This is a genomic window from Vibrio harveyi NBRC 15634 = ATCC 14126 = KCTC 12724 (assembly GCF_001591145.1).
GTDB classification, from domain to species: Bacteria; Pseudomonadota; Gammaproteobacteria; order Enterobacterales; family Vibrionaceae; genus Vibrio; species Vibrio harveyi.
In genome coordinates this window covers 1-915 of the sequence record NZ_BCUF01000144.1, presented here as the reverse complement: position 1 = coordinate 915, position 915 = coordinate 1, and the positions used below count along the sequence as shown (strand labels likewise).

Sequence of the window (915 nt, the reverse complement as noted above, 5' to 3'; positions counted from 1 at the left end):
CCCGTACTAACGCCCAATTAAGGTGTGAAGCACGCAACCACGACACTTAATTTGACCGCCTTAAACACTGAACTAAACCCAAATCAAAAATGCCAAGCGTGCTGAATCACTCTTAAATTGTTTGTTATGTATTCTGGTACACGTTTGCCCGATGGTATTCAAGAAATTCTTCATGCTCAGGCTTCAATTTAATAACCATTTCCGAATGTATCCCTATTGATTGATAATTTTTCAACTTTGGTGAAATCATAATAACTCCTACACTGTCGAAACTAATAAGACCAGAGTCAAACGCTTTATCAAGGTGTGCTACTAAAAGGAAACCATTATATGGATTTAACCTATTTTCTTCGGAAATACGCCACGGAACAATATGACTCGCTACAAGTAACTCTTTGACTTCACACCCTGTTACGGCGCATCCGCCCCACATATTAAATAATTGCTGCCGAAATGCCCCCTGACCGATTCGGGACTTAATTAAGCTCTCTTTTTCAGTAATTCCAATCTTTGGGTTTGATACGATTTCGTTCAGATCTAACTCTAATCTCGACTTTTCTTCAGTACCATTTTTGTGAATAAAGTCTATTTGAGCAGCTAAGCTTTGAGCGTTTGAGGAGTTGTATTCTTCACTAGTCACGTAAACAGCATGACCTTTTTCTATGGCGCCATCAAAGTCAAACTTCTTCAAAGTTCTCCCTTGAACAAAATCACCCTTAAAGAAGGTATGCTCAAATTCTTCATCTCCAACTATTTTTACAACACGAACAGCATTCGTTAACTCGAAGAAATGGTACTTTGCGCCATTTGGCTCGTTTTTTCTTTGATATTGATGTTTTCTCATAACTTCCTCGAATACATAACGCCTTGTTAAGGGGTGAGCAACGCAATACCTAAGCCGCTGCATACCACCTT

General features: G+C 39.1%; 1 protein-coding gene. It reads right to left on the bottom strand.

Annotated features, from left to right (window positions below):
- Positions 1 to 124: 124 nt before the first annotated feature.
- On the bottom strand, positions 125 to 915 hold a 791-nt coding region (locus VHA02S_RS24895; RefSeq protein ID WP_218000906.1), incomplete at its 5' end, for an HNH endonuclease.